Source organism: Zoogloea dura, assembly GCF_012927165.1.
In the GTDB taxonomy this organism is placed as follows: Bacteria; Pseudomonadota; Gammaproteobacteria; order Burkholderiales; family Rhodocyclaceae; genus Zoogloea; species Zoogloea dura.
This window is the reverse complement of sequence record NZ_JABBGA010000007.1, coordinates 177,611-196,882: the sequence shown is the minus strand read 5'-3', so window position 1 is coordinate 196,882 and position 19,272 is coordinate 177,611. Positions and strand designations below refer to the sequence as shown.

Genomic DNA, 19,272 nt, shown 5'->3' with positions numbered 1-19,272 from the left:
CAGTCTCAGAACAGTTCCACGTTGTCGTCCGGCGTCTTGGGCGCCGCCAGCGTGGCGGCGTAGGCCCGCTCCTCGCGGGCGATCACTTCCGCCGTGGCATGGGAGGTGACGATGCGCTTGCACCACGCATCGCCGACGGAGGGCAGGAACAGCACCTTGCGCGACCACGGCCCCAGGAAATCCGAGGCGATCACCGGGATGCCCTCTCGCTTCAGCCACTCGCGGGCGAAGTGCGCGTTGCGCTGCCCGATGGCCAGGGACTGGCCGGAGGTCTCGATGATGGTGCCGCCGCCGAAGGCCTTGGCCTGGATCCTCGGCTTGCGCGCGCCCTGGGCCAGCAGGGCGTTGAGCAAGGCCTCCATGGCGTAGTCGCCGGCCAGCAGCGAGTCCACCTCGCTGTGGGCGCTGCGCTGCAGGTTGGGCAGCATGAAATGGTTGAGGCCGCCGATACGCGCCTGGGCATCGAACAGGCACACTGCCACGCAGGAACCCAGCAGCGTGGACAGCGGCCTCTCCCGCTCCACCGCCCAGGCGCCGGGCGGCACATTGCGGGACAGGCGCTCGATCTCACGGGCCGGCAGACTCGCGTAGTCCATGGCCATCGGCGCGGGCTGCCGCCTCAGGCCTGACCGGCGCTGCCCGCAAGGGCATCTCCGGTGGCATCGCCGGCGAGATGGGAGAGCGAGGCGATCTCATCCACCGACAGCACCTTGGCCACGTCCAGGATGATCACGAACCTGCCGTTCACCTTGCCCATGCCCTTGATGAAGTCGGCCCGGATGCGCGCCCCGAAGGCCGGCGGCGGCTCGATTTCCGACGCCGGGATCTCCAGCACTTCGGACACCGAATCCACCACCACACCGATGTCCTGGCGCTCCTCGCCTTCGGCCAGTTCGATGATCACGATGCAGGTGCGGCGCGACACTTCGGAGCGCTTTCCGCCGAAGCGGCTGGCCAGGTCGATCACCGGCACCACCGCCCCGCGCAGGTTGATCACCCCGCGGATGAAGGGCGGCACCATGGGGATTTCGGTGACGGAGCCGTACTCGATGATCTCCTTGATATTGAGAATGCCCACGGCAAACATCTCGCCGCCGAGCTGAAAGGTGAGGTACTGGGCAGGGCTGGCCTCGACAGCCACCGGCGCCTTGGCGGCGCCCGTGGCAGGCAGGCCCGCCGGGGTGGATGGGATGCTCATGGCCGGACTCCTTTCACCCCTCAGAACTTCTCGAAGTCACTCTCGTTGAAGGCGAAGCCCGCCACCCGGGCCGCTGCCCTGGGCCTGGCCGCGGGGCGCGCACCGGCCATCGACGGAGCCTGGACGAGGCTGCGCCCCATGCTGCGTTCGTCGATGGTGAAGAACTGCATCAGCTGCTGCAGCTGTTCGGCCTGGCCGCCCAGCTCTTCGGCGGTGGCTGCCAGCTCCTCGGACGCCGAGGCGTTCTGCTGGGTGGCCTGGTTGAGCTGGTTCATCGCGTTGTTGATCTGCGCCACGCCGGAAGACTGCTCCTGGGAGGCCGAGGCGATCTCCTGGACCAGGTCGGACGTCTTGCGGATCGACGGCACGATCTCGTCGAGCAGGTGCCCGGCACGCTCGGCCAGGCCCACCGAGTCGCCCGCCAGGCCGCCGATCTCCTGCGCCGCCACCTGGCTGCGCTCGGCCAGCTTGCGTACTTCGGCCGCCACCACCGCGAAGCCCTTGCCATGCTCGCCGGCACGGGCCGCCTCGATAGCCGCGTTGAGGGCCAGCAGGTTGGTCTGGTAGGCGATGTCGTCGATGATGCCGATCTTCTGGGCGATCTTCTTCATCGCATCCACGGTGTTCTTCACCGCGTCGCCGCCCTCGGTGGCTTCCACCGCGGCCTTGGAGGCCATGTTGTCGGTGACCTTGGCGTTCTCGGCGTTCTGGTTGATGGAGGCCGACATCTGCTCGACCGACGCGGACGACTCCTCCACGCTGGCCGCCTGCTCGGACGAGGACTGGGACAGGCTCTGGGCGGTGGCCGAGACCTGACCGGAGGCGTTGGTCAGCGCGTCAGCCGCGGTACGCACCTGGGTGATGGTGTCGGAGAGCTTGGCGACGGTGTTGTTCACCGCTTCCTTGAGCGCCTTGAAGTCACCCTGGTAGTCGTTGACGATGTTCTGGGTCAGGTCGCCCTGCTCGATGGCGCTCATGATGCGGCGCACCTCGTTGATCGGGCCGACGATGGCATCCAGGGTGCCATTCACGCCATCCACGATCTTGCGGAAGTCGCCCTGGTGCTGGGTAGCGTCGGCACGGGTCTCCAGGCGGCCTGCGATGGCTGCCGCGGACAGCAGGTTGGCGTCGGCCACCAGCTTGTTCACCGCCTCGACGCAGGTGTTCAGGTTGTTCTTGATGAGGTTGAAGTCACCGTTGTAGCTGTCGGTGATCTTCGCCGGGATGTCGCCCTTGGAAATACGGTCCACGTAGTTGGCCGCCACGTTCAGGGGGCCGATCACCGCGTCCAGGGTGTTATTGACGCCTTCCACGATCTTGCGGAAATCGCCCTGGTGCTGGCCGGCATCGGCACGCGTCGCCAGACGACCCTCGACCGCGGCCTTGGACAGCAGGATGGCATCGGCAACGAGCTTGTCCACCGCTTCAATGCAGGTGTTCAGGTTGTTCTTGATGAGGTTGAAGTCGCCGTTGTAGCTGTCGCTGATCTTGGCCGGGATATCGCCCTTGGAGATGCGGTCCACGTAGTTGGCCGCCACGTTGAGCGGCCCGATCACTGCGTCCAGGGTGTCGTTCACCCCTTCCACGATCTTGCGGAAATCGCCCTGGTGCTTGCTGGCATCGGCGCGGGTGGCCAGGCGGCCCTCCACCGCAGCCTTGGACAGCATCGAGGCGTCGGTTGCCATGGCTTGCACCGCTCGTTGCACCGCCGCCACTGCATTCACAACCTGGCCGACCTCATCCTTCGCATCGCTTGTCAGGCTGAAGCTGAAGTCGCCCACTGCCATCTTCTTGGCGGCATCCACGACCTGGCTCACCGGGCGGGTGATGCTGCGGGTCAGCAGAAGGGCGATCACGACAGCCAGCACAATGGCCAGCACGGACAGCGAAATCAACAAGGTCTGGGCTGCTGCAGACAGTTCGACAGCAACCTCACCCGTGGTCTTCGCACCCACCACCTGGAACTTGGAAAACTCCTCAAGGGCCCCGTTGTAGGCCGCCGCCACCTCGCTATATTCCCCGAACAGCAGTTGCACGGCCTTGTCCTGGTTGTATTGGGGTGACGACGTATCAGCGATCGGCAGCAGGCGCTCCACCACCGCGTTGAAACGGGCACGGGCCTCCTGGGTCTTGGCCAGGAGCGCCTTACCCTTCTCGGTATGCACCATCGGCGCCATTTCCTCGAGGATCTGCACGTTACGACTGCGGTACTTGGCGATGTCCTCGAGCTGCTTTTTTTCCGCAGCCTTGTCGGTGCTCATGATCATGTTGCGCACCCCCCGTCCGATGAGCTGGACGTTGAGGCGGACCTCCTCCGTCTGCACGATCTTCGGCAGGCGCTCCTCGGCGAGCTGGACCACCTGCCCATTGAGGATGTTGATACGCGAGATCGACACGATGGAGATCGTTGCCAGCAGGACGAGGACAAAGGCAAATCCCAGTCCCAGGCGAACTCCGATCTTGAGGTTCTTGAACATGATGGTCTCCGGATGATGCAGAAGGTTCAGGCGCTACGTTGTTCGGGTCTGGCCAGGAGGCGTTGTTCTGCCTGGCCGGAAATCTTGATGAGGGCGGATATGTCGAGAATCAGGGCCACTTCGCCGCTGCCCAGGATGGTCGATCCGCCGATGCCCTGCAGGTGGCGGAAGATCGCCCCGAGGGGCTTGATCACCGCCTGCAGTTCGCCGGCCAGGCGGTCCACCACGATGCCGGCGCGCTGGCCGGCGTACTGCACCACCACCACGCTCTCGCGGGTCGGCCGCTCGCCGGGCAGGTTGAAGCTCTCGCGCAGGCACACAGCCGGCAGGACCTGGCCGCGCAGGTTGAAATAATTGCGGTCGTGCTCCGCCACCGGCCGTTCAATGCACTCGACCACGGCGTCCAGCGGGATCACATAGGAGCGGTTGGCCGACACGACCAGGAAGCCATCGATGATGGCCAGGGTCAGCGGCAGGCGCAGAGTCAGGCGGGTGCCCCTGCCCGGCTGGCTGTCCACGTTGATGGTGCCACGCAGGGCCTGCAGGTTCCGGCGCACCACGTCCATGCCCACCCCGCGGCCGGACAGGTTGGTGACCTGCTCGGCGGTGGACAGGCCTGGGGCGAAGATCAGGTCATAGACTTCCCGATCGGACAGGTGGGCTTCTGCATCAACCAGCCCACGCTCGATGGCCTTGGCCAGGATTCTGTCGCGGTTCAGGCCGGCGCCATCGTCGGTCACTTCGATGACGATATTGCCGGCGTCGTGAAAGGCGTTGAGCGACAGGCTGCCGCGCGGGTTCTTGCCGGCGGCCTCGCGCACCGCCGGCGCCTCGATGCCGTGGTCGAGGGAATTGCGCACCAAGTGCATCAGGGGGTCGCCGATCTTCTCGACGATGGACTTGTCCAGCTCGGTCTCACCGCCCGAGATCAGCAGCTCCACGTCCTTGCCCAGGTCCTTGCAGGCGTCCCGCACCAGGCGCTGGAAGCGGTTGAAGGTCTCGCCGATCTGCACCGTGCGCAGCTGCAGGGAGGCATCGCGGATCTCCTCGACCAGGCGGGTCAGCAGCGAGGCGGACTCGATCAGCTCGCCGTCGCGCCGGCTGTGGGACAACAGGCTGGTCGCCGCGCCGGCGATCACCAGTTCCCCGACCAGGTTGATGAGGTGGTCAAGCTTGTCCGCCGGCACGCGGATCAGCTTGGCATCGTGGGCCTTCTTTTCACTGACCTGGGTCTGCTTGGCCACAGCCGCGGCCACCAGCTCCGGCTGCACCACGTGCTGGGCCACCAGGATCTCGCCGATCTGCCTGGCCTCCTGGGCCATCTCCCCGGCAGCCGGGCCGGACTGGGCACGCAGGCCCTCGGCCAACTCGTCGGCGGTCAGGGCGCCCACCCGCACCAGGATCTCGCCCAGGCGCAGGCTGTCTTCGGGCAGGCTCTCGATCAGCTCGAGGTAGTCGCCCACCTTGCTGTTGGGGGGCAGGATGGCAAGCTGGCATTCATCGCGCACGAAGGCAAAGACGTCCTCGATGGCCTGCTTGTCGGCAGCCGATTCGAGGGCGATCTCGAAGCCCAGGTAGCACAGCTCCGGATCCATCACCTCCGCGGCCGGCATGCTGTCGGCCAGGGTTTCCAGATGGCGGATGTTGCCCACCGTCTCAAGGAAACGCAGGAAGTTCTCCGGGTCCATGCCCTGGCGCAGCACATCCGGCCCGAAACGCACGGAGAGGTGCCAGCAGTTGTGCCCGGCCTGGGGGGACGGAATGCGCTGCACGTCCGGTTCGACCACCCGCGGGCTGCCCGCCGCATGCTGCCCGGCCGGCCCGTAGGCGTTCAGCCGCTCGAGCAGGCGGGCCGAATCGGCGGCGATCTGCGCTTCGTCCTTGTCGGCGGCCCCGGCCTCGGCGGCCACCAGCACCCGCAGCTGGTCGGTGCAGGCCAGCATCAGCGCGGCCAGCTCGGTGGTGACCTCGATCTCGTGGTTGCGCAGGCGGTCGAGCACGTTCTCGACCACGTGGGCAAAGGCCTCCACGGCGGCCGCCTCCACCATGCCGGCGGCCCCCTTGATGGTGTGGGCTGCGCGGAAGATGCCGTTCAGCGTGGTTTCGTCGTCGGGCCGGTTCTCCAGCTCCAGCAACAGGGCTTCCAGGGCGTCGAGCTGCTCGCCGCTTTCCTGCACGAAGACTTGCTTGAGTTCGTCCATGATGGTTCTGCCGCTATTGCGCAGCCACAACGAGAGGGTCGCCGAACCAGGCGGCGAGGTTGTAGAACTCGATCAGGGATTGCACCGCCGGGCTGTGGGCCACGATGGCCAGGGTCTTGCCTGCGACGCTGGCTTCGCGCTTGACCAGCATCAGCAGCTGGCAGCCTGCCGAGTCCATGTGCTCCACGCCGGACAGGTCGAGTTCTATGCGTTCGCCTTCAGCGACGGTGTCGAGCAGCAGCGGTTTGAGTTCGGCCACCCGGTAGATCGTGAAATCCTCGTGGAAGGCCTTGCGGATCACATTCATCTTTTTCTCCATCCTGAGCGCGGGCAGGCTCAGAACAGCTCGACCGGCGGACCATCGCCGCCACCGCTGGCCACGGCAGGCGCGGCACGACCGCTGCGGCGCGCATGCTCGTCACGCTCCCGCTGCATCACATAGCTTTCAAACAACCGGTCGATCTGCTCGGTCATGGCCGGGATGTCGCTCACCGCGCCCTGGCCGGACAGGCAGGCCGACAGCTTGAGTACATGCTCGTCGAGACGCTCCAGGGCCTCGATCACGTGCCCCACCTGCTGCCGCGTCACATCCTGGAACTGCACGCCGGCCATGGTCTCCATGAACATGGCCCCAAGCTGCCCACTGGACTCGCGGATCACGGAAAGCATCCGGCTCTCGTGGGACAGCAGTTGGTTGTAGCTCTCGCTGACCTCGCCGAACTGGACCACCACGGTACGCAGGGCATCCTCTTCGGCGTTGGAGATGGTCTGATCCAGCTGCGCCTGGAACTTCGACTCGATGGTGCTCACCACCCGGCCGATGCCTTCGTTGATCTTCAGCACCGCCTGATCGGTCTGCCCGGCCAGCTTGCGCACTTCGTCGGCCACCACCGCAAAGCCGCGCCCCGCCTCGCCGGCGCGGGCCGCCTCGATGGCCGCATTGAGCGCCAGCAGGTTGGTCTGGCCGGAAATGTCGCGGACCAGATTGACGAACTGGGCCAACGACTTGGCCTCGTTGAGGGCCGACATCACATGCTCCTGCTCCTCGCTGACGTTCTCGAGGCGGGAATGGATGTAGCGCTGCAGGGCCTCGAGGGTTTCCTGGTTGCGGGCCGCCCGGTTGTTGGCCTCATCGACGATGTGGGAGGACTCGTCCGAGAAATTCTGGACCACCTCGTCGAGCCTGCGCACCACGGCATCCACCGCCTGCAGCCGTTCGACCATGCCGAAGGCGGCGCTCTCGGTCTGCTCGGTCACCGCGTTCAACTGGCCGACCAGGATGCTGTTGAGGTGGGGCACCTGGTCGAGGGACTTCCCGACCTCCACGGCAACCGCCTGGTGCTGCCCGATGACCTCACGCTCCTTGCCCAGCTCAAGTTCCACGCCATAAATGGCGTCGTGGTAGCGCGCAACAGACAAGGCGTGATGGACGACGAAGGCCAGGATCACCGCCAGCGCGGCACCGAGGGCGTCACCCATGGAATGGCTGAAGCCCAGCCCTTCGAGAAGCTCATGGTAGAACGTGTCGCCGAGATAGACCGCAGCGAACACCCCGGTCGCGGTCACGACAGACAGCAGGACGATGCGCTGCCAGGACTTGCTGCTCCCGCCCATGTCCCGGTCGCTCAGCGCAAGACCAGCTTAATCGTATTGAGCAGCGTATCCGCCGTGGCGGGCTTGACGATCCAGCCCGACGCACCCGCGGCCTTCGCCTCGGCACGCTTTGCCTGCTGCGACTCGGTGGTCAGGAACAGGATAGGCATGAAGCGCAGCTCGGCCTTCTGCCGCACCACCTTGATGAACTCGATCCCGTTCATGCCCGGCATGTTGAGGTCGGTGATCAGCAGGTCGGGCTTGGTGCCGCCGGCCAACTTCTTCTGGCCGTCCTCGGCACTGTTGGCGGTGACGACCTGGAAACCCGCCTTGGTCAGAATGCCCGAAATGGACAGCAGCACAGTGGCGGAATCATCCACCAGCATGATCGTTTTCACGTAATCACTCCCTCCCAGGGCATGCAGACAACATCCCCGGAACAACGTATCGAACTGGATGAAAAGGGCGCCGGAGGCCAATCCGGCCATGTCCGGCACCCTTTCTGTTACAAGGCTCTACGGACTTGGAATACCAAACTTGAGAAAAATCGCAATAAATTGTTATATGAAACAAAAAGGAATATCAATTCCTCATTGACACATCCAGCCCGGGACGCCGCAGGGCGCCGCCCCGCAAAATCTCAGGAAAACTCACATAAGCCGTTGTAAATCCGCCTGTTTTCTACACACACGGGCAACCCGGCCCTGTCTTTTTGCAGCGCAAGGTCGTATCATTCGGCTCCCCCGATCCCGCTTCTCCCGGTTCATCCCATGCTTCATCCCACCCGATTCGACGTCATTGTTGTCGGCGGCGGCCATGCCGGTACCGAAGCCGCCCTGGCGGCCGCCCGGGCCGGGTGCGCAACCCTGCTGCTCACCCACAACATCGAGACCCTCGGCCAGATGAGCTGCAACCCGTCCATCGGCGGGATCGGCAAGGGTCACCTGGTCAAGGAAGTGGATGCCTTGGGGGGCGCCATGGCCGCGGCCACCGACGAGAGCGGCATCCAGTTCCGCATCCTCAATGCAAGCAAGGGCCCGGCCGTGCGCGCCACCCGCGCCCAGGCCGACCGGGTGCTGTACAAGGCGGCCATCCGCAGGCGCCTCGAGAACCAGCCCAACCTGTCCCTGTTTCAACAGGCCGTGGACGACATCACCGTGGTCGGCGACCGGGTCACCGGCGTGGTCACCCAGATCGGCCTGCGCTTCGAGGCGCCCACCGTGGTGCTGACCGCCGGCACCTTCCTCAATGGCCTGATCCACGTGGGCCTGCAGCACTACTCCGCCGGCCGCGCCGGCGACCCGCCAGCGATCAGCCTGGGCGAGCGCCTCAAGGAACTCGCCCTGCCCCAGGGCCGCCTCAAGACCGGCACGCCGCCGCGCCTGGATGCGCGGAGCATCGACTTCTCGGTCATGGAAGTGCAGCCCGGCGACGACCCGGTACCGGTCTTCAGCTTCCTCGGCCAGGCCGGCCAGCACCCGCGCCAGCTGCCCTGCTGGATCACCAGCACCAACAGCCGCACCCACGACATCATCCGCGCCAACCTCGACCGCTCGCCCATGTATTCGGGCGTGATCGAAGGGGTCGGCCCGCGCTACTGCCCGAGCATCGAGGACAAGATCCACCGCTTCGCGGACAAGGACAGCCACCACGTCTTCCTCGAGCCCGAAGGCCTCGACACCCACGAGATCTACCCCAACGGGATCTCCACCAGCCTGCCCTTCGACGTCCAGCTGGACATCGTGCGCTCGATCAAGGGCCTGGAAAACTGCCACATCCTGCGCCCCGGCTACGCCATCGAGTACGACTACTTCGACCCGCGCAACCTCAAGTCCAGCCTCGAGACCAAGTCCATCGGCGGGCTTTTCTTCGCCGGCCAGATCAACGGCACCACCGGCTACGAGGAAGCCGCTGCCCAGGGCCTGCTGGCCGGCCTCAATGCCGCCCTGCAGGTCAAGGGCCAGGAGGCCTGGTGCCCGCGCCGGGACGAAGCCTACCTGGGCGTGCTGGCCGACGACCTGATCACCCGCGGCGTCACCGAGCCCTACCGCATGTTCACCTCCCGCGCCGAATTCCGCCTGAGCCTGCGGGAGGACAACGCCGACCTGCGCCTGACCGAAGCCGGCCGCCGCCTGGGCCTGGTGGACGACATCCGCTGGGCCGCCTTCTGCGCCAAACGCGAAGCCATCGACCGCGAAACGGCCCGCCTGCGCGCCACCTGGGCCACCCCCGTCAAGGTGCCGGCCGAGGCCGCCGAGGCCGTGCTCGGCAAGTCCATCGAACGGGAATACTCCTTCTTCGATCTGCTGCGCCGCCCGGGCGTGAGCTACGCAGCCCTGATGACCCTGCCCTGCGCCCCCGAAGCCCCCGAGACCGATCCACAGGTGGTCGAGCAGCTCGAGATCGCCGCCAAATACCAGGGCTACATCGACCGCCAGCTGGACGAAGTCGCCCGCCAGGCCGACGCCGAGGCCACCCGCCTGCCCGCAGACCTGGACTACGCCACCGTGCGCGGCCTGTCCAAGGAGGTCCAGGGCCGCCTCAACCAGCACAAACCCGAGACCATCGGCCAGGCCAGCCGCATCCAGGGCATCACCCCGGCAGCCATCAGCCTGCTGCTGGTGTGGCTCAAGCGCAGCGAGCTGGCCCGCGGCCGGGAGCAAAGATCCGCATGAACGCCCTGCAGACCCTCGAACAGGGCATCACCGCCCTCGGCCTCAGCCTGCCCGCCGACGCGCCGGCCCGCCTGCTGGCCTTCGGCCAGCTGCTGATCAAGTGGAACAAGGTTTACAACCTCACCGCCATCCGCGACGAAGCCCAGGTGGTTTCCCACCACCTGCTGGATTCCCTGTCGGTGCTGCCGCAGCTCGACGGCATCACGCGGCTGGTGGATGTGGGTTCCGGCGGCGGCCTGCCCGGCGTGGTGCTGGCCATCTGCCGCCCCGACCTGCAGGTGGATTCGGTCGAGACGGTGCAGAAGAAGGCGACCTTCCAGAACCAGGCGAAGATCGAGCTCAAGCTGCCCAACTTCCGCGCCCACCACGCCCGCATCGAGAACTGGCGTCCCGCCTACGCGCCGGACGCCCCCGACGGGATCATCTCCCGCGCCTTCGCCGACCTGGCCGACTTCGTGAACCTCACCGCCCACCTGGCCGGCCCCGACACCCGCATCCTTGCCATGAAGGGGGTGTATCCGGCCGACGAGATCGCCCGCATCCCCCAGGGCTTCGTCCTCGACGCCAGCCTGCCGCTGCACGTCCCCGGCCTGGACGCGGAACGCCACCTCATCATCGTGAAACGGACCTGAGCCCATGGCCCGCATTTTCTGCATTGCCAACCAGAAGGGTGGCGTCGGCAAGACCACCACCTGTGTCAATCTGGCCGCCGGCCTTGCCTCTGCCGGCCAGCGCGTGCTGCTGGTAGACCTCGACCCCCAGGGCAACGCCACCATGGGCTGCGGCATCGACAAGCGCAGCCTGAGCAAGTCGGTCTATCACCTTCTGGTCGGCCTGTGCACCGTCGCCGAGGCGCGGGTCCGCTCCGAATCCGGCGGTTTCGACGTGATTCCCGCCAACCGCGACCTGGCCGGCGCCGAAGTCGAGCTGGTCGGCCTCGACCGCCGTGAGAACCGCCTGCGCGACGCCCTGGCCCTGCACCAGTCCGAGTACGACTTCGTGCTCATCGACTGCCCGCCCTCCCTGTCGCTGCTGACCCTCAACGGCCTGTGCGTGGCCCACGGCGTGGTCATCCCCATGCAGTGCGAGTACTACGCCCTGGAAGGCCTCTCCGACCTGGTCAACTCGATCAAGAAGGTGCACGCCAACCTCAACCGCGACCTGTCCATCATCGGGCTCCTGCGGGTCATGTTCGACCCCCGGGTAACCCTCCAGCAACAGGTCTCCGCCCAGCTCGAAAGCCACTTCGGTGACAAGGTGTTCAAGGCCATCGTACCGCGCAACGTACGCCTGGCCGAGGCGCCCAGCCACGGCATCCCCGGCGTGGTCTTCGACCGCAGCGCCAAGGGCGCCCAGGCCTACCTGGCCTTCGCCAGGGAAATGATCGAGCGCGTCAAGACTCTCTGAACCCCAAGATGGCACCTCCCAAACTCAAAGGCCTCGGCCGCGGCCTGGACGCCCTCCTCGCCGCCAACAACGACCCGGAGCAGGCAGAAGGCGAACTGCAGAACCTCTCCGCCGCCGACCTGCAGCCCGGCAAGTACCAGCCTCGGACCCGCATGGACCCCGGCTCCCTCGAAGAGCTGGCGGCATCGGTCAAGACCCAGGGGGTGATGCAACCCATCCTGGTGCGCCCCATCGGCGGCCTCTTCGACGCCAAACGCTACGAGATCATCGCCGGCGAGCGCCGCTGGCGCGCCGCGCAACTCGCCGGACTGGCCAATGTGCCCTGCCTGGTGCGGGAGATCCCGGACGAGGCCGCGCTGGCCATGTCCCTGATCGAGAACATCCAGCGGGAAGACCTCAACCCCCTGGAAGAAGCGGCCGGCATCCAGCGCCTCATCGATGAATTCGAGATGACCCACCAGCAGGCCGCCGACGCCGTCGGGCGCTCCCGCCCGGCCGCCTCCAACCTGCTGCGCCTGCTGCAGCTGGCGCCCCAGGTCCAGGAACTGCTGATGGCCGGCGACATCGACATGGGCCACGCGCGGGCCCTGCTGCCCCTCGACGGTGCCGCCCAGGTCGGCCTCGCCAACCTGATCGCCGCCCGCGGCCTGTCAGTGCGGGAAACCGAGCGCCTGGTCCACCAGGCCCTCAACCCAAAGGCCAAGACCGAAGCGCCCGCGCCGGACAGGGACATCCTGCGTCTTGAAGAAGATATCGCCGACCGCATCGGCGCCACCGTGAAGATCAAGGCCAACAAGAAGGGCGCCGGCGCGGTGACGATCCAGTTCGGCAGCCTGGATCAACTGGACGGGCTGCTGGAGCGGCTCAACCTGAAGTCCTGAGTCTGAAGCACCGAGCCCGAGGCCCTGGCCCCACGCCGCAGCCGGCCGGGGCCGGCCCGGCCGTTCCAAGCCTCTTCAGGCCTCTTCCTTCCCCAGCAACTGGCGGATCAGCGAACGTTTGCCAGCCTGGCGCTTGGCGCCCTGCGACGTGTCGTGGGGCCCGGCCTTGCGCTGCAGTGCAGGCACGACCAGCGGATTGCGTGGCCTCTTGGGCGCAGCCCGCCCCGGCCCTTGGTCGGGGCCACGGAAAACGAGCTTCTGGCGGGTTCCAAGAGTCCGGTTGGCCATTTCAGGCTGTGGGGTGGGCCAGCGCAAGCTCGCGCAGGGTGACCTCTTCCGTGATGCCGGAGGTTTCAGCAAAGCAACCATCCAGCGGGCACTGCCGGCCGGGCGGACACTCATGCTCGGCGGCACATTGGCGTTGAGTCTGGTCGGTCAGGACCATCTCGCGGACCGCTTCGCAGCGGCTGATCGGCGAATCGATGAAGCACATTATCTTTCTCCCTTGATGTCCACTTACAGTGTAGATCCCAGGAGAAAAATTACCTCTTCATCAGCAGGGTTTTTATCGCCCCGTCACCAGTTCTGGGGCAGCTTGCGGCAGATGATGATGCGGTGCTGCTCGAGCTCCACGTAGCCGCCCGACACCAGGTCGCGGAGGATGCGGTTCACCATCTCGCGGGATGCCCCCACCATGTTGGCCAGATCCTGCTGGGTCAGGCGGCGGTCGATCTGCATGACGCCATCCTTCTCGACGGCCAGCGAGTTGAAGACCCGCGAGATCCGCCCGAAAACATCCACCAGCGCCAGCGACCGCACGCTCTCGGTCAGCGTGCGGATGCGTCCAACCAGGTTGCGCACCACGATCTGCATGCAGGCGGGATGAACTTCGATCAGCGCAAGAAACGCCGTCCGCGGAATCTGCAATACTTCGCTCTTGGTCACGGCGGCCACCGAAGCAGACCTGGGCGCCTCGTCGAGCAGGGCCAGCTCACCGAAGTAATCGCCCGGATCGAGCAGTGACAGCGTCACCTCGCGCCCCGCATTGTCGGTGAGAAAGGCCTTCAGGGCGCCACTCTGCACGACGAACAGGCTGTTGCCCTCGTCGCCTTCGGACACCACGATGGTATTGGCTGCAAATGTCCGCACGCGCGAGCGCTCCATCAGCAACTCGGCATGCTCGTCGGTCAGCCCCTCGAACAGATCCACCCGATCCAGATACTTCACAACTTTCCCCTCGATGACCGTTCCCTGCAGAGACTAAATTCTTGCCACGCTTGGACAAAAAACCATTCGGACTGCTGCTGGCCTCGCTCCTGACGATGGCCGCCCTGATGTTGTCGCCGGTCCGGAACCTTGAACAGGGTGCCGGCCTCGATCTCTTGTATACCTTGAGGGGCGTTCGCCCGCCTCCCGCGGAAGTCGTGATTATAACCCTCGATTCCGGCTCGGCCCGGGCCCTGGGGCAATCCGAACGTCCGGAACGCTGGCCCCGCCACCTGCACGCACGCCTGGTGGAGGGGCTCGCCGCCCGCGGCGCCCGCGTCATCGGCTTCGACATCCTCTTCGAGCGGGCCCGCGAGGCGGACACCGACCGCGCCCTCGCCACCGCCCTGCAGCGCGCCGGCAACGTGGTCCTGATGGAGGGCGTGACCCGCGAGGGCGTCCCCGGCCCGGATGGCAAGGTGGTCGCCCACGTGGACCGGATCACCCGGCCCCTGCCGCTGCTGGCCGACGCCGCCTGGGCCAGCGGCCCCTTCCTGATGCCCAAGACTCCGGACGGCGTCATCGAGTTCTGGGGCTTCGTGCCGAGCATCGGCGACCATCCGTCCCTGCCCATGCTGATGGCCCAGCTGATGACCGCCGGCTCGCCCGCCGCCATCTCGCCGGCACCGGACATCCGGCGGCGCCCGCTCAACCTGTATGGTCCCCTCGGCACCCTCAACACCATCCCCTACGCCCGGGCCCTGGAGCTGATCGCCGACCCGGTCGCCGGCGAGGCCGCCTTCCGTGGCAAGGCCGTGCTGGTCGGCTTTTCGGAGTTCAACCAGTCCCGGCAGGCCGACATCTTCCATACTCCCTACAGCACCGCCGACGGGCTCGACCTGAGCGGCGTCGAGCTGTGCGGCACGGCGCTGGCCAACCTGCTCGACGGCAGCGGCCTGCGCCGGCCCGGAGAGCTCGACCAGCTGCTCGCCGTGCTGGCCTGGTGCGCCGCTCTGACCCTGCTCTGGCAACGCGCCCGCACCGGCATCGCGGTGGGCCTGAGCCTCGCCCTGGGCGCGGCCTGGGTCATCGCCGCGGCCTGGAGCTTCGGCGCCCTGAACCTGTGGCTGCCGGTCATCCTCCCCGGCATCATCGCCCCGCTCCTCAGTGGCGCCCTCGGGCTGGGCCTGCATCTGCGCGCCAACCGCCGCCGCGAGCGGATGCTCGAAAAAGCCCTGGAGCTGGGCCTCAGCCGCCAGGGCAGCGAAAAGCTGGCCACCCTGCTGGCCGGCCATGCCGAGGGGCGCAGCGTGCAGGGCGTCTGCTTGTGCAGCGACATCGAGGCCTACACCAGCCTTTCCGAGCGCATGAACCCCGCCACCACCCGGGAAACCCTGAACCGCTACTTCTCGGTGTTCATCCCGGTCATCGAAGCCCACGGCGGCCACGTGATGGACATCGTCGGCGACTCCGCCATGTGCCTGTGGCTGATCGACAAGCACCCCGCCGACGCCTGCCGCCAGGCCCGCGCGGCGGCCCTCGAGCTGCACCAGCGCTTGAATGAAGCCCCGCTGGACGACGACACCGCCCTGCCGACCCGTTTCGGCCTGCACCTGGGCCCGGTCTTCCTCGGCGACGTGGGCTCGGCCGGGCACCGGGAGCTGCGGGTGGTAGGCGATGTCGTCAACACCGCCAGCCGCATCCAGGGGGCCAACAAGCCCCTCGGCACCCGCATCCTCGCCTCGGCCGAGATCTGCCGGGCCACCGGCGAGGCACCCGGTGCCGGCCAGGCCCGTCCGCTCGGCCGCTTCCTGCTCGCCGGCAAGCAGAGCAAGCTGGATCTGTACGAGATCCGCCCCCGTGCTATCCCGGTCGACGCCGCGCAACTCTTCGAAACCGCCCGCGGTGAGCTGGTCAGCGCCCCCGGCAGCGCCCGGGAGCGGCTCACGGAAGTCCTCACCTGGTGCCCCGGCGACGGCCCCACCCGCTTCTACTTGCAGCGCGTCATCAACCGTCTGGCCGGCGAAAATCTCCCCGACCGGGACGACTGCATCGTGCTCGACACAAAATAGGTATCAAAAAAACCATCGGGGCGCGTGCCAATGATGTAGGTCACATTCATTTACAGCTAATATCCTTGACGGGACAAAGTTCCTGATTTTCAGCTCATTTGATCACCCCGCCCATGCAGACTCCCACCCCCTTGCCCCACCGCGCGGCGCTCAGGCCCCTCGTCACCGGTATCACGCTGGCCTTCGCCGGCCTGTCACTCCCCGTCCTGGCCTGCGACCCGCCAGCCGGGCGCCTGACCGCCACAGAAGGACGCGTCGAAGTACGCTCCGCAGCTGGCGGCGCCTGGCAGCCGGCCACCCTGCGGCAAGGGCTGTGCCCGGGCGACCAGGTGGCCATCCGCGGCGCCGGCCGGGCCGCCGTGGTGCTGTCCCAGGACGTGCTGATCAGGCTAGACCGGGACTCCACCCTGACCCTGCCACCCACCGCCACCAGTGGTGAGCTGGGCCTGCAGAAGGGCATCGTGCATGTGATAAGCCGCTTCAACCGGCGCTTCGGCATCATCACCCCCTTCGTCAACGCCTTCGTGGACGGCACCGAATTCACCGTCTCGGCCGACGACAGCCTGTCCCGCGTGGTGGTCGCCGAAGGCCATGTGCGCACCGGCAACCCTGCCGGCGAACGGCGCATCGGTGCCGGCGAGGCCATCGAAGCCCGGTCCGGCAGCGCCCCCGCCCCGATCAGCGTGCGCCCCCTCGACGCGGTGGCCTGGGCCATCCATTACCCGCAGGTGTATCGCCTGTCTGCCAAGGACCTGGCCACCTACCCCGAGGCCACCCGCAGCCGCCTCATCCAGGCCCAGCAGGACGCCGCCGCCGGCCGCTTCACGGCGGCCCTGGAAGCTCTCGAGACCCTGCCGGAAAGCAGCACGCGGCCCGACCTGGCCGCCCTGAAGGCCGGCAGCCTGCTCGGCCTTGGCCAGGTGGACACCGCCCTGGCCCTGCTCGGCCGCTTCCCCGCCGACGCCCATGCCGGTCTCGGCGCCGTGCGCGCCGTGGCCCAGGTGGCCCGCCAGGACAGCAGCGCCGCCGACACCGCCCGCCAGGCCGTGGCCCGCGACGCGCGCTCGGACGCCGCCCAGCTGGCCCTCAGCTACACCCTGCAGGCCAGGCGCCAGTTGCCGGCCGCCCTCGACGCAGCCCGCCAGGCCACCACCCTGGCCCCGGACAACCCCCTCGCCTGGGCCCGCCGGGCCGAGCTGGAACTGTCCCTCGGCGACGCCGCTGCCGGTGGCGACTCCGCCCGCCGGGCCAGCGCCATCGCCCCCGACACCCCGCGTGCCCTGGCCCTGGCCGCCTTCGCCCGCCTGATGCAGGGCGAAACCGCCGCCGCTGCCCGCGACTTTCAGGCCGCCCTCGAGCGTTCCGATGCCGACCCCCTGGCCCACTTCGGCCTCGGCCTGGCCCTGATGCGCCAGGGCAACACCGCCGACGGCCGCCGCGAGGTGGAAATCGCCGCCCTGCTCGACCCGTCCAATGCCGAGCTGCGCAGCTACCTGGGCCGCGCCTACCTCGAAGAAGCCCGCAGCAAGGTGGCCGGCGACCAGTTCGACCTGGCCCGCCGCCTCGACCCGGCCTCCCCCACGCCCTGGTATTTCGACGCCTTCCGCGCCCTGCGCGACGGTGAGCCGCTGACTGCCATCGAAAACACCAACCAGGCCATCGCCCGCAACGACAACCGCGCCGTGCTGCGCCCCAGCGCCCTCATCGACCAGGACCGGGCCGCCCGCAGCGCCAGCATCGGCGCCGCCTACCAGCAGGTGGGCTTTGCCCCGGCGGCCCACAGCCTGGCCATGAATGCCATCGAGGACGACCCGGCCAGCCCCGCCGCCCACCGCCTGCTGGCCGACGTGTATGCCGAGCTGCCGCGCTTCGAAAGCGCCCGCCAGTCCGAACTGCTGCAGGCCAACCTGCGCCAGCCCATCGGCCAGTGGCCCCAGGCCCCCCAACAGGTGATGCCGCCCACCCCGCTGTTCGACGGCCCGCGGGCGGTGTCGCCGGACGAGGCCACCGCCTTCTTCGACCGCAAGCCCACCCGCTTCGCCGCCACCTTCGGCGGCGGCACCCACAGCGCCCTGGCCGCCAGCGTGCTGCTGTCCCACGCCTGGGAGCAGGGCCAGCTGTCCTTCGGCAGCTTCGACTACCGCAGCGCCGGCCTCACCGACCGCACCGCCGACACCCACCTGGCCGGCAGCCGGCTGGATGCGCGCATCCGCCTGGCCCCCGGCACCACCCTGCTGGCCGAGGCCCGCCATGCCGAACTGGGTGGTGGCACCCAGTACCGCAGCCTGTTCGACGGCCAGTCCCAGACCCTGAACCGGCGGGTCATCAATGACCTGGGCCGGGTCGGCCTGCGGCAAGAACTAGGCAATGGCGACGAGCTCCTGGTGGAAGCCAACACCCAGCGCGTCCGTTTCCTGCAGCAGGACTTCTTCCAGTACAGCAGCGCGCAATACGGCATCAATCTGGACATCGGCAGCGAGGTGCTTGAACAGCAGCGGACCCGCGGCCTGTCGGCCTTGTACACCCGCCAGCGGGAGGACCTGGCCCTCAGCGCCGGAGCCAGCCTGGCCCGCCAGTCCGGCAAGCGCGACATCTCCGTTTCCACGGCCTTGAGCATGGACCCGAGCATGGTGCTGGATGTGACCCGCCTGCCCACCAGCCCGCTGAAGGCCGACCACGACACGGTGTTCGGCTATGCACAGTGGCGCCTCCATCCGGCCCTCACCCTGCATGGCGGTGCCGACTACGTCCGCTTCGACGACCAGGGCCGGACCCGCTCGGAGCGCATCAACGGCAAGCTCGGCCTGGTGGCCCGTCCGGCCGCCGGCACCACCCTGCGCGGGGCGATCTTCCAGGGCGTATCAGGCTCGAAGTACGACGCCGAGAACCTCGCCCCCACCCAGTTTGCCGGCTTCAACCAGATCTTCGACGAGATCGCAGGCACCCGTTGGCGGCGTGCTGCCGTGGCGGTGGACCAGCGCCTGGCCGGCGGCATCACGGCCGGCCTGGAAGCCTCGGGCCGCTGGCTCGACGCCCCCATGTTCAATACGCTCGATACGAACCCCGGCTATCACCCGGAACGCTGGAAAGAAGCCCTGCACCGGGCCCACCTGGCCGTGCCCCTGGGCCGCCGCCTGGCCCTGAGCGCCGAATGGCGCCACGAATCGATCCGCTACGAGGGCCAGGACGGCCTGGTGCGCGATACCCCCTACAAGGTGACCACCGACCTGCTGCCCCTGCGCCTGTGGCTGAAGGCCGGTCCGGCGGATGCCTTGCTGGAGCACTGGATGGTGCGCCAGCGTGCATCGCAGATCGCCGGTGGCATCACCAGCAGCGAATCCGAGGCCCGCTCCACCTTCAACGTCACCAACCTGCGCTTCAGCGTGCCGCTGGTGGAACACCGCCTGAGCGCCAGCCTGGGGGTGTACAACCTGTTCGACCGGCAGTTCCGTTTCCACAACACGGACCTCAACGGCGACCCGCGCGTGCCCCTGTTCTACGCCCAGCGCACCCTGATGCTGCAAGGCCAGTTCCGCTTCTGACGCACCGCACCTGCCCCCGC

Annotated in this window: 16 protein-coding genes; 6 read left to right on the top strand and 10 right to left on the bottom strand. The window is 67.6% G+C overall.

What is annotated here, in order from left to right; all coding sequences use genetic code 11:
* Positions 1 to 5: 5 nt before the first annotated feature.
* Genes HHL15_RS11235 through HHL15_RS11205 form a run of 7 tightly spaced genes read right to left on the bottom strand, consistent with a single transcriptional unit; the run spans position 6 to position 7,867 of the window.
* On the bottom strand, positions 6 to 596 hold the full coding sequence (locus HHL15_RS11235) for a chemotaxis protein CheD (RefSeq protein ID WP_169145851.1): 591 nt from the start codon (positions 594 to 596) through the stop codon (positions 6 to 8).
* Between the two features lie 23 nt (positions 597 to 619).
* Positions 620 to 1,198 carry a chemotaxis protein CheW gene (locus tag HHL15_RS11230; protein WP_169145850.1) on the bottom strand — a complete coding sequence of 193 codons (579 nt, stop codon included), beginning with the start codon at positions 1,196 to 1,198 and terminating at the stop codon, positions 620 to 622.
* Positions 1,199 to 1,218: 20 nt separating this feature from the next.
* Positions 1,219 to 3,675, bottom strand: a complete 2,457-nt coding sequence (locus HHL15_RS11225; RefSeq protein WP_169145849.1) for a methyl-accepting chemotaxis protein — start codon at positions 3,673 to 3,675, stop codon at positions 1,219 to 1,221.
* A gap of 26 nt (positions 3,676 to 3,701) precedes the next feature.
* Positions 3,702 to 5,876, bottom strand: coding sequence for a chemotaxis protein CheA (locus HHL15_RS11220; protein WP_169145848.1), 2,175 nt, complete (start codon positions 5,874 to 5,876; stop codon positions 3,702 to 3,704).
* Positions 5,877 to 5,889: 13 nt separating this feature from the next.
* Complete coding sequence (locus HHL15_RS11215) at positions 5,890 to 6,183, bottom strand: STAS domain-containing protein (protein WP_206198720.1); 294 nt, start codon at positions 6,181 to 6,183, stop codon at positions 5,890 to 5,892.
* Between the two features lie 29 nt (positions 6,184 to 6,212).
* Positions 6,213 to 7,490, bottom strand: a complete 1,278-nt coding sequence (locus HHL15_RS11210; protein ID WP_169145846.1) for a methyl-accepting chemotaxis protein — start codon at positions 7,488 to 7,490, stop codon at positions 6,213 to 6,215.
* Positions 7,491 to 7,501: 11 nt separating this feature from the next.
* Positions 7,502 to 7,867 carry a response regulator gene (locus tag HHL15_RS11205; RefSeq protein ID WP_169145845.1) on the bottom strand — a complete coding sequence of 122 codons (366 nt, stop codon included), beginning with the start codon at positions 7,865 to 7,867 and terminating at the stop codon, positions 7,502 to 7,504.
* A gap of 372 nt (positions 7,868 to 8,239) precedes the next feature.
* Between HHL15_RS11205 and mnmG the strand changes: the two genes are divergently transcribed.
* From mnmG to HHL15_RS11185, 4 genes are read left to right on the top strand one after another with little or no spacing between them, the layout of a single operon-like run.
* The gene (gene mnmG, locus HHL15_RS11200) at positions 8,240 to 10,144 is read left to right on the top strand and encodes a tRNA uridine-5-carboxymethylaminomethyl(34) synthesis enzyme MnmG (RefSeq protein ID WP_169145844.1); all 1,905 of its coding nucleotides are present in this window, start codon (positions 8,240 to 8,242) and stop codon (positions 10,142 to 10,144) included.
* A complete protein-coding gene (rsmG, locus tag HHL15_RS11195) occupies positions 10,141 to 10,776 on the top strand; it encodes a 16S rRNA (guanine(527)-N(7))-methyltransferase RsmG (protein WP_169145843.1) in 636 nt (211 codons plus the stop codon). Before mnmG ends, rsmG begins: the two co-directional genes overlap by 4 nt.
* A 4-nt stretch (positions 10,777 to 10,780) precedes the next feature.
* A complete protein-coding gene (locus HHL15_RS11190) occupies positions 10,781 to 11,551 on the top strand; it encodes a ParA family protein (protein WP_169145842.1) in 771 nt (256 codons plus the stop codon).
* An 8-nt stretch (positions 11,552 to 11,559) separates the two neighbouring features.
* Positions 11,560 to 12,432, top strand: coding sequence for a ParB/RepB/Spo0J family partition protein (locus HHL15_RS11185; protein ID WP_169145841.1), 873 nt, complete (start codon positions 11,560 to 11,562; stop codon positions 12,430 to 12,432).
* A 75-nt stretch (positions 12,433 to 12,507) separates the two neighbouring features.
* Here the strand turns inward: HHL15_RS11185 and HHL15_RS11180 are convergent, their stop codons facing one another.
* The 3 genes from HHL15_RS11180 to HHL15_RS11170 form a co-directional block, all read right to left on the bottom strand.
* Positions 12,508 to 12,720, bottom strand: coding sequence for a hypothetical protein (locus HHL15_RS11180; RefSeq protein ID WP_169145840.1), 213 nt, complete (start codon positions 12,718 to 12,720; stop codon positions 12,508 to 12,510).
* 1 nt (position 12,721) lies between these two features.
* Positions 12,722 to 12,925, bottom strand: coding sequence for a hypothetical protein (locus HHL15_RS11175; RefSeq protein WP_169145839.1), 204 nt, complete (start codon positions 12,923 to 12,925; stop codon positions 12,722 to 12,724).
* 83 nt (positions 12,926 to 13,008) lie between these two features.
* The gene (locus HHL15_RS11170) at positions 13,009 to 13,659 is read right to left on the bottom strand and encodes a Crp/Fnr family transcriptional regulator (RefSeq protein WP_169145838.1); all 651 of its coding nucleotides are present in this window, start codon (positions 13,657 to 13,659) and stop codon (positions 13,009 to 13,011) included.
* A 95-nt stretch (positions 13,660 to 13,754) separates the two neighbouring features.
* Between HHL15_RS11170 and HHL15_RS11165 the strand changes: the two genes are divergently transcribed.
* The gene (locus HHL15_RS11165) at positions 13,755 to 15,710 is read left to right on the top strand and encodes a CHASE2 domain-containing protein (RefSeq protein ID WP_328825027.1); all 1,956 of its coding nucleotides are present in this window, start codon (positions 13,755 to 13,757) and stop codon (positions 15,708 to 15,710) included.
* A 113-nt stretch (positions 15,711 to 15,823) separates the two neighbouring features.
* Positions 15,824 to 19,252 carry a FecR domain-containing protein gene (locus HHL15_RS11160; RefSeq protein WP_169145836.1) on the top strand — a complete coding sequence of 1,143 codons (3,429 nt, stop codon included), beginning with the start codon at positions 15,824 to 15,826 and terminating at the stop codon, positions 19,250 to 19,252.
* The last annotated feature ends 20 nt before the right edge of the window (positions 19,253 to 19,272 follow it).